Source organism: Zongyangia sp. (assembly GCF_965361945.1).
Genome location: NZ_CBDTOK010000139.1, coordinates 1 through 9,304 on the forward strand (window position 1 = coordinate 1; position 9,304 = coordinate 9,304).

At 59.6% G+C, this 9,304-nt stretch carries 7 protein-coding genes; all 7 read right to left on the reverse strand.

Annotated elements, in window-relative coordinates:
- Positions 1–1,217: serine--tRNA ligase (serS, locus tag ACZ25G_RS08925; RefSeq protein ID WP_463682204.1), on the reverse strand; the 1,217-nt coding region annotated here is incomplete at its 3' end.
- Positions 1,218–1,232: 15 nt separating this feature from the next.
- Positions 1,233–2,096: a ParB/RepB/Spo0J family partition protein gene (locus tag ACZ25G_RS08930; RefSeq protein WP_463682205.1), complete on the reverse strand. Its 864-nt coding sequence runs from the start codon at positions 2,094–2,096 to the stop codon at positions 1,233–1,235.
- A gap of 13 nt (positions 2,097–2,109) precedes the next feature.
- A complete protein-coding gene (locus ACZ25G_RS08935) occupies positions 2,110–2,877 on the reverse strand; it encodes a ParA family protein (RefSeq protein ID WP_342682170.1) in 768 nt (255 codons plus the stop codon).
- 321 nt (positions 2,878–3,198) lie between these two features.
- Complete coding sequence (locus ACZ25G_RS08940; protein ID WP_191482530.1) at positions 3,199–4,032, reverse strand: ParB/RepB/Spo0J family partition protein; 834 nt, start codon at positions 4,030–4,032, stop codon at positions 3,199–3,201.
- A 717-nt stretch (positions 4,033–4,749) separates the two neighbouring features.
- The gene (gene rsmG / locus ACZ25G_RS08945; RefSeq protein WP_463682206.1) at positions 4,750–5,466 is read right to left on the reverse strand and encodes a 16S rRNA (guanine(527)-N(7))-methyltransferase RsmG; all 717 of its coding nucleotides are present in this window, start codon (positions 5,464–5,466) and stop codon (positions 4,750–4,752) included.
- On the reverse strand, positions 5,459–7,354 hold the full coding sequence (gene mnmG / locus ACZ25G_RS08950) for a tRNA uridine-5-carboxymethylaminomethyl(34) synthesis enzyme MnmG (protein ID WP_463682207.1): 1,896 nt from the start codon (positions 7,352–7,354) through the stop codon (positions 5,459–5,461). The genes rsmG and mnmG overlap by 8 nt, the downstream gene beginning before the upstream one ends.
- Positions 7,355–8,038: 684 nt before the next feature.
- Positions 8,039–9,304, reverse strand: a 1,266-nt coding sequence (mnmE, locus tag ACZ25G_RS08955; protein ID WP_463682208.1) for a tRNA uridine-5-carboxymethylaminomethyl(34) synthesis GTPase MnmE, incomplete at its 5' end; no start/stop codon positions are given.

Consider the following 9,304-nt stretch of genomic DNA (forward strand, 5'->3'; position numbering starts at 1 on the left):
GTGCCGTCGGCGTTCTGGTAGTTTTCCAGGATGGCGGCCACGGTGCGGCCTACTGCCACGCCGGAACCGTTGAGGGTGTGGACAAACTGGGGTTTTTCCTTGGGGCCGTTCCGGAAGCGGATGTTGGCCCGCCGTGCCTGGAAGTCCTCAAAGTTGGAGCAGCTGGAAATCTCGCAATACCGGTTATAAGAGGGCAGCCAAACCTCAATATCATAGGTCTCGGCGCTGGAGAAGCCCAGATCCCCGGAGCACAGCCGCACCACCCGGTAGGGCAGGCCCAGCTGCTGGAGGACATACTCGGCGTCGGCCGTCAGTTTTTCCAGCTCCGCATAGGATTCCTCGGGCTTTGTGAACTTAACCAGCTCCACCTTGTTAAACTGGTGCTGGCGGATCAGCCCTCTGGTATCCCGGCCGGCGCTGCCCGCCTCTGCCCGGAAGCAGGCGGAGTAGGCGCAGTATTTGATGGGGAGGCTGTCCCCGTCCAGAATCTCATCCCGGTGCATATTGGTCACCGGCACCTCTGCCGTAGGGATGAGGAAATAATCCATATTGGCCAGCTTAAAGGCGTCCTCCTCAAATTTGGGGAGCTGCCCGGTGCCGGTCATGGACGCCCGGTTGACCATGTAGGGCGGGAATACCTCGGTATAGCCCCGCTGGCTGTGGGTGTTCAGGTAAAAGTTGATGACAGCGCGCTCCAGCTTGGCGCCCCATCCCTTATAGAAATGGAAGCGGGCGCCTGTGACCTTAGCCGCCGTCTCCGGATCCAGGATCCCCAGATCGGCGCCGATGTCCCAGTGGGCCTTGGGCTCGAAATCAAACTTCCGAGGCTCTCCAAACCGGCGGAGCTCCTCGTTTTCGCTGTCGTCGACCCCCTGCTTTACCGCCTCATTGGGGATGTTGGGGATGCTCAGAAGGATATTCCTCTGTTTTTCCTCCAGCTGGGAGATCTCTCCCGCCAGGTTCTTCACCTTTTCAGCGATGAGCTTCATCTCCGCCATAATAGCGGTGGTGTCCCCTCCCTCCTTCTTGATGCGGGGGATCTCTTTGCTGGCCTTGTTCTGCTGGGCCTTGAGGTTGTCCGATTCGCTGGACAGCTGCCGCCGCCGCTCATCAATGGCTAAAATTTCATCTACCTGGGCGTCCATGTCCTTATTTCTCTTTCTCATGGCCGCCTTGACCTTGTCAGGTTCTGTCCTAATCAGCTTAATGTCTAACATAGCGATTAACTCCTTCTATCTTTCTGTGCCGGCCAGCCGGTTGGCAATGTCGGCAAGTTCTTCCTTACTGTAAAATTCCACCGTAATGGTGCCTCGGTCCTTTTCCTGATTCTTCACCTGGATGGCGATTTTCCGCCCCAGCTCCGCCGCCAGGGCCAGCTCGACCTCGTCGTAAAAGCTGTCCCGGGTGCCGGCCTTCTCCTTTTGGGGCCGCTCCCGTTTTCCCTGGGCCAGGCGTTCAATCTCCCGCACCGACACATTTCCCTTGGCCGCCTTCTTGGCAGTCTCGATCATGGTCTCCTCGTCGGGCAGGGCCAGGATGGCCCGGGCATGTCCGCTGGAAAGCTCCTTTTTCCGTACCAGGGCGATGACCTCCTGGGGCAGGTGCAGCAGCCGCAGGGCATTGGCCACCGCCGGTCTAGATCGTCCTACCCGCCTGGAAATCTCATCCTGGGTAAAATCATAGGTATCCATCAGGGTTTGATAGCCCAGCGCCTCCTCAATGGGGTTGAGATCCTCCCGCTGAAGGTTCTCAATGAGGCCGATTTCCATGGTCTCCCGGTCGCTGAGCTCCTTGATGATCACCGGCACCTCGCTCATTCCCGCCATCCGGGCCGCCCGCCAGCGCCGCTCCCCTGCTACCAGCTGGTAGGAGCCGTTGTCCAAGGGCCGCACCAGCAGGGGCTGGATCACCCCATGCTCTTTGATGGAATCCGCCAGGGAGGCCAAAGCCTCCTCGTCGAAGTCCTTTCGAGGCTGGGCCTTGTTGGGCTCAATCTCGCTGAGCCGCAGCCGGGTGGCGCTGTTCACATCCCCTGTGGCGTTGTCTGTGAATAGGGCCTCCAGCCCCTTGCCCAATCCGCCTTTTCTTCCTGCCATGTCTTCCCTCCTCCTACTGCCGATGCTGTTCCAGTATCTCTTTGGCCAGTTCTTCATAGGCCTTGGCTCCCTTGGAGCTCCGGTCAAAATAGGCCACCGGCTGGCCAAAGCTGGGAGCCTCCGACAGCCGCACATTCCGGGGAATGGCGGTGGCGTAAACCTTGTCGGCAAAATATTTCTTGACCTCCTGGACCACCTGGACCGTCAGGTTCAGCCGGGCGTCATACATGGTCAGGAGGACGCCTTCAATCTCAATCCGGGGATTATAGAGCCTTTTGACCTGGCGCACCGTGGCGATGAGCTGGCTGAGGCCCTCCAGGGCATAGTATTCGCACTGGATGGGAACCAGGATGCTGCCGCAGGCGGTAAGGCCGTTGAGGGTGATCAGCCCCAGGGAGGGAGGGCAGTCGATGAGGATGTAGTCGTACTGCTCCACCACCGGGGCAATGGCCCGTTTCAGCCGGGATTCCCGGTGATCCAGCTCCACCAGCTCAATCTCCGCCCCCGCAAGCTCAATGTTGGAGGGCAGGATGTCCACATTCTCATAGGGCGTCTTCCGGATCACATCCTTTACATCCGCCGCGGCGATGATGAGATCGTAGGTGGAGGATGGGATGTCCCGCTTGTTGACACCCAATCCGCTGGTGGCGTTGCCCTGGGGGTCAATGTCAATGAGGAGCACCCGTTTTCCCAGCTGTCCCAGGGCGGCGGACAGGTTCACCGCTGTGGTGGTCTTCCCCACCCCGCCCTTCTGATTGGTGATGGCAATAATTCTTCCCATGTTCCTGCATCCCTCCGGATCTTTTCCAATCTTCCGTATGTTGGATATTATAGCACACTTACCTCTATTTTTAAACCAATTTCCCTGTTTCACATGAAACATTTTTGTAAAGCCCCCTCCCTTGTCAGGATGTTTCACGTGAAACTTCCCCCAAAAAGGCAAGAAAAGGCGGGAGGGCTTTCGCCCTCCCGCCTTTTCCATCGGTTCAGGAAGTTTGTCAGCGGCCCCTTATGGTAAAGGCCGCATGGGGGAATCTATAGAAACCGGCGGACTGGTGCAGGCAATCCTCCGAATTTCTCAGGAATCAGTTGGGGTGCTGTTCTATGCGGGATATTTCCCCCGCTTCTGGGTAATCTTGGGGATCTTGATGGTGTATTCGATGTAATCCCCGTTTTCCATACTCACGGCGGTGGCGGGGATGCCGGAGGCTTTCATCTTCCCCAGGGCCTTGTTGATGGTGTTGAGGAAGAGGCGGATATCCTTGACCACCAGGATATTGCTATGAGCGGATTTGGGCTTGCGGGTCAAAAGGTCCTCGATATATTTTTCGGTCTGGGCCACATTCCAGTCATACTTGACAATGGACTGGGCAGTTTCCCGGATCAGCTCCTCCCCCTCCAGCTTGAGGAGGGCTCTGGCGTGGCGCTCGGTCAGGTGGTGTTCACTGAGGTAGCGCAGCACATGGTGGGGCAGCCGAAGGATCCGCAGCTTATTGGCCACGGTGGATTGGTTTTTCCCAAGCAGGCGGGCCACATCCTCCTGGGTGTAACTATACTGGGCCATCAGCCTTTTGATGGCCAGGGCCTCCTCCACAAAGTTCAGGTCGGCCCGCTGGATATTCTCCACCAGGGAGAGGATGGCGCTTTGGTTGTCATCCATCCGCAGCACAATGGCGGGGATGACGGTGAGTCCTGCCAGCTTGGAGGCCCGGAGCCGCCGCTCCCCTGCCACCAGCTCATAGTGGCCCTCCATCGCCCGGACGGTGATGGGCTGGAGCAGGCCGTTTTCCCGGATACTTGCCGCCAGGGAGGCCAGCTCCTCCTGGGAGAAATATTTCCGCGGCTGCATGGGGTTGGGCTGCACCTGCGCAATAGGAAGATTTCGGATTTGATTGAGATTTTCTGTTTGCTGTTTATTTCGTCCCATGATTTTCATTGCTGTCACATCCTTTATCCATATTCTACCATATGTTTACAAGGATTTCCAGTCTTTTCCAAAAATTTTTTCCAAAAATTTCCTACTCTTTTCGACACCAGCTACCGCTGGGCGGGCAGTGCCCGCAGCCAGATCGCGCTGCGGCGTCGTTTGTAACAAAAGCGCGAGAAACGCGGCAATGTCGCGGATAAAACCTAGAGCGCGTCATGCCGACCGCAGGTCCGCGCTGCGGCGCTGTCTAAAACAAAAACGCGGGCGACGCGGACTGTGGTTTTAGTTAGGCCGTGGGCGCGCCAGCTACCGCTGGGGGAGGTCACGGATAGGCGCAATGGGTAACTTAGTCGCGTGTATCGCGAACAGCGTCTTAAACAAAACCCAGGGCGCCACCTGCCGGTGGGGATATCGCGCTGTAGTGCCATTGGCAATAAAAACGCGTGTGCCGCGACGGTGTTACGCATAAAACCTGGAGTGCGTCATCCCGCCCCGGGAGGGGCCCACCTACCGGTGGGGGATGTCACGCTGCGGCGCTGTCTAAAACAAAAATGCGTGTGCCGCGGCAGTGTCTCAAACAGAACTCAGGGCGCGTCTTGCTCGCCGCAGGAGCGCGGGTGTCACGACAGCGTTGCAAACAAAACTCCGGGTGCGTCATGCCGACCGCAGGTCCGCATCTTCCCCGCCGGTAGGCGCAAAAAAGAGCCGCCCAAAAGGCGGCTCCAGTTAATCCAATGGCTTTTTTGCGATTTTCGCAGAGGGACGGGGATATTCTTTGGGGGTTGGCCTTTCCTTGGAGATGACCAAAAGGGTGCGCCCTTCCCCAATTTCCGGCAGCTCATAGTGGATCACCTGGCCTACCCGTCCGCCCATCAGCTTGACGGCCCGCTCCCCTTCCTCCAATTCCTGCTCAACCTCCGGGCCCTTCATGGCCAGGAAGCTGCCGCCGACCTTGACAAAGGGCAGGCAGTATTCCGACAGCTCCCTCAGATGGCTCACCGCCCGGGCTGTGGCAAAATCAAACCGCTCCCGCAGCTGAGGCCGCCTGCCCGCCTCCTCGGCCCGGGCATGGATGGTCTCCGCCTGGATCCCCAGCCTTTGGCAGAGCTGCTGTAAAAAGACTATCCGCTTGTTCAGACTGTCCAGCAGGGTCACCTGCAGATCCGGCCGGGCAATCTTCAGGGGCAGGGAGGGAAACCCTGCTCCCGTCCCCACGTCGATGAGCCGGGCTCCCTGGGCCATGGGCGCCTGAGCCAGCAGCTGCAGGCTGTCGGCAAAGTGTTTCCGGATGATTTCATCCGGGTCGGTAATAGCGGTCAAATTCACCTTTTCGTTGTATTCGACCAGGAACCGGGCGTACTCGTCCAGCTGATCCAGCTTTTCCTCTACTAATTCCAGCCCGATCATGGCCCCGTATTGCCGCATCTTTTCCTTGTTAATCATGGGTTTCCTCCTCTCCCCGGCCGTTTCTCTGGGACAGCCAGATCAGCAGCACCGATATATCCGCCGGGTTGACCCCTGAAATCCGGGAGGCCTGTCCCAGATTCAGCGGCCGGATCCTGTTTAGCTTCTCCTGGGCCTCCAGCCGCAGCCCGGCAATGGTTTTATAGTCCACATCCGGCGGCAGCTCCTTCCGCTCCAGCCGCCGCATCTGCTCCACCTGGGCCAGCTGCTTCTTGATGTAGCCCGCGTACTTGATCTCCACCTCCACCCGTTCCCGGACCGCCCTGTCAAGCTCCGGCCGGTCGGGATCAAAGGGAGCCAGGTCCTCATAGTGGATCTGGGGCCGGCGGATGAGATCCGCCAGCTTGGTGCCGGTGGAAAGGGGCGCCGTTTCATGTGAAACAAGCATGCGGTTGAGGCCGTCACTGGGGGGGACGGAGGTCTTCTCCAGCCGGGCTATCTCCGCATCAATCTGTTCCTCCTTCTGGAGGAACCGGGCGTATCTTTCCTCGGAGATGAGGCCGATCTCATGGCCCAAAGGGGTCAGGCGGGCATCGGCGTTATCCTGCCGGAGGATGAGCCGGTATTCGCTGCGGGAGGTCATCATCCGGTAAGGGTCCATACACCCCTTGGTGCACAGGTCGTCGATGAGGGTGCCGATATAAGAGGAGGCGCGATCCAGGATCACCGGCTCCTTGCCCTGGACGGCCCGGGCGGCGTTGATGCCGGCGATGAGGCCCTGGGCGGCGGCCTCCTCATAGCCGCTGGTGCCGTTAAACTGGCCGGCGCCGTAAAGGCCTCCCACCTTGATAAACTCCAGGGAGGGCAGCAGGTCCAGAGGGTTGCAGCAATCGTATTCAATGGCGTAGGCGTTGCGCATGATCTTCACATGCGCTAGTCCCCGGATGGTCCGGTACATGGCGATCTGCACATCCTCCGGCAGGGAGCTGGACATCCCCTGGAGGTACATCTCCCGGGTCTCGGCCCCCATGGGCTCGATAAAGAGCTGGTGCCGGGGTTTATCGGAAAACCGCATGACCTTATCCTCAATGCTGGGGCAGTACCGGGGGCCGATGCCCTCGATCATGCCGCCGTAGAGGGGGGAGCGGTGGATGTTGTCCCGGATGACCTGGTGGGTCCGCTCATTGGTATAGGCGATATAACAGACCTTTCTATTTTCCAAAGGCCCGGTTGTCTCAAAGGAAAAGGGGGTAATGGGTTCATCCCCGCCCTGGACCTCCAGCTGGGAATAGTCAATGGAATCCTGGTGGACCCGGGCCGGGGTGCCGGTTTTAAAGCGGCGCAGCTCGATTCCCAGGGCCCGGAGGCTGTCGCTGAGGGGCCCGGCGGCATGGGTGCCGTCAGGGCCGGAGGCATAGGACACATCCCCCACAAAGATCTTGCCCCGCAGATAGGTGCCGGTGGCCAGGATGCAGGCTTTCACCTGATAGACTGCCCCCAAACCAGTGACCACCTGAGAAACATGGCCGCCGTCGGCTCGGACCTCCACAATCTCCGCCTGTTTGATGTCCAGGCCGGGCTGGGATTCCACCACCTGTTTCATATAGACATGGTACCGCTCCCGGTCCGACTGGACCCGGAGGCTGTGAACCGCCGGCCCCTTTCCACGGTTGAGCATCCGGCTTTGGAGGAAGGTGGCGTCTGCCGCCTTCCCCATCTCCCCGCCCAACGCGTCCAGCTCCCGGACCAGATGGCCCTTGGCCGTGCCGCCAATGGAGGGGTTGCAGGGCATGTTGGCAATCCCGTCTAAGGTGATGGTGAACAGGATGGTTTTCGCTCCCAGCCGCGCCGCGGCCAAGGCCGCTTCCACTCCCGCGTGGCCTGCGCCCACCACCGCTACGTCATAGCTGCCTGCTTCATATTCCATTCTCTCTTCCTCCTTCCGCGGGCAGTGCCCGCCGCCGAACCGCGCTGTGGCGCTATGGGTAACTAAGTCGCGTGAGACGCGGCAATGTCGCCGACAGAACTCAAAGCGCGTTTTGCCCGCCGCTAGGCGCGCGCTTATGTGTCAATCGAAACAAAGTTGCGGGCATCGCGAACGATGTCGCAAATAAAATCTAGGGCGCGTCATGCTCTCCGCAGGAGCGCCAGCTACCGCTGGGGGATACCGCGCTGTGGCGCAATGGGTAACTAAGTCGCGGGCATCGCGAACGATGTCGCGAATAAAACCTAGACGCGCCATCCTCACCGCTAGGCGCGCGCTGGCGGGCAGTGCCCGCAGCCGAATCGCGAATGAGTGCTGGCAGTGACCTATTCGCGGGTGTCGCGACAATCTCACAAAATAAAAACCAAAGGCGCGTCTTGCTCTCCGCAGGAGCGCCAGCTGCCGCTGGGGGATACCGCGCTGTGGCGCAATGAGTAAACTTAGTCGCGTGAGACGCGGCAATGTCGTCGACAAAACTCAAAGCGCGTTCTGCCCGCCGCTAGGCGCGCGCTGTAGTGTCAATTGAAACATAGTTGCGGGCATCGCGAACGATGTCGCGAATAAAACCTAGGGCGCGTCATGCTGCCCGCTAGGGCCGCGTCTTCCCGCCCCGGGAGGGGCCGCAGGCTATTTGCCGACACAGAAGCGGGCAAAAACCTGCTCCACCACAGCTTCGGAGGCCCGCTCCCCTGTCAGCTCCATGAGGCAGGAGATGGCATCCTCCACACAGACATCCACCGCGTCTAGGGTGAAGGCCATGGTCAAAGCTTCCACTGCGCTTTGCACAGCGGCAAGGGCGCGGTAAACACAGTCCTTCTGCCGCTCATTGGCAATCATCGGCGCCTGGGGATCCAGATGCTCCAATGCCATAACCTGGCTGATGGCCTGGGATAGGGCTTCCCGGCCCTCCCCCGCCTTGGCAGATGTATAAACTATATGTTGAAATCTATCTTGAATATACTTTTCGTCAATTCTTTGATCCAGATCCTGCTTGTTGATAATGGCAATGGCCGGCTTATCCCCGCAGGCGGCTATGATTTCCCGATCATCCTCGGTGAGAGGGCTGGAGCTGTCAAAGACCGCCAAGATCAGGCTGGCCTGGTTGATCCGCTCCTTGGCCCGCTGGACACCGATGCGCTCCACCGGGTCGTCGGTGGCCCGGATGCCGGCGGTATCCGCCAGCCGGAGGGGGATGCCGTCCACAATGATGGTATCCTCCACCACATCCCGGGTGGTGCCGGGGATGGCGGTGACAATGCTCTTATCAAAGCCGGCCATCATATTCATCACGGTGGATTTGCCCACATTGGGCCGGCCCACAATGGCGGTATCAATCCCCTCCCGGAGCAGGCGGCCGGTATCAAAGGTGGCGATGAGGGATCTCAGCTCCTCCTCTGTCTGTTGCAGCCGGGCCAGGAGCCTTTCCCCTTCCACCTCTTCCACGTCCTCTTCGGGATAATCAATCCAGGCGGCGAGATGGGCGGCATTTTCCACCAAGTCCCCGGTGATTTGTTGAATCTTTCGGAAGAGGGTTCCCTCTTTGGCTGCCAGGGCGGACTGGGCCGCCTGCCGTCCCTGGGCCGCGATCAGATCCGCCACCGCTTCCGCCCGGGTCAAATCCAGTTTGCCGTTTAAAAAGGCCCGCTTGGTAAATTCCCCCGGCCCTGCGGGCTTGGCGCCCTGGCGGATCAGGGCCGATACCAGCCGCTGGAGGAGATAGGGGCCTCCATGGCAGGAGATTTCCGCCACATCCTCCCCCGTATAGGAGCGGGGCGCTTTAAAAATCAGCACCACTGCTTCGTCAAAATCGCCGTCCCCGTCAAAGACATGGCCAAAGGTAGCGGTATAGCCCTCCATCCCGCACAGGTCATCCCCCATGGCGGAACGGAACAC

Excerpts from the sequence above, each read along its gene's own strand:
- ACZ25G_RS08940 (WP_191482530.1), bottom strand. The coding sequence starts at position 4,032 with ATGAAAATCATGGGACGAAATAAACAGCAAACAGAAAATCTCAATCAA.
- rsmG (WP_463682206.1), bottom strand. The coding sequence starts at position 5,466 with ATGATTAACAAGGAAAAGATGCGGCAATACGGGGCCATGATCGGGCTG.
- ACZ25G_RS08930 (WP_463682205.1), bottom strand. The coding sequence starts at position 2,096 with ATGGCAGGAAGAAAAGGCGGATTGGGCAAGGGGCTGGAGGCCCTATTC.
- mnmG (WP_463682207.1), bottom strand. The coding sequence starts at position 7,354 with ATGGAATATGAAGCAGGCAGCTATGACGTAGCGGTGGTGGGCGCAGGC.
- ACZ25G_RS08935 (WP_342682170.1), bottom strand. The coding sequence starts at position 2,877 with ATGGGAAGAATTATTGCCATCACCAATCAGAAGGGCGGGGTGGGGAAG.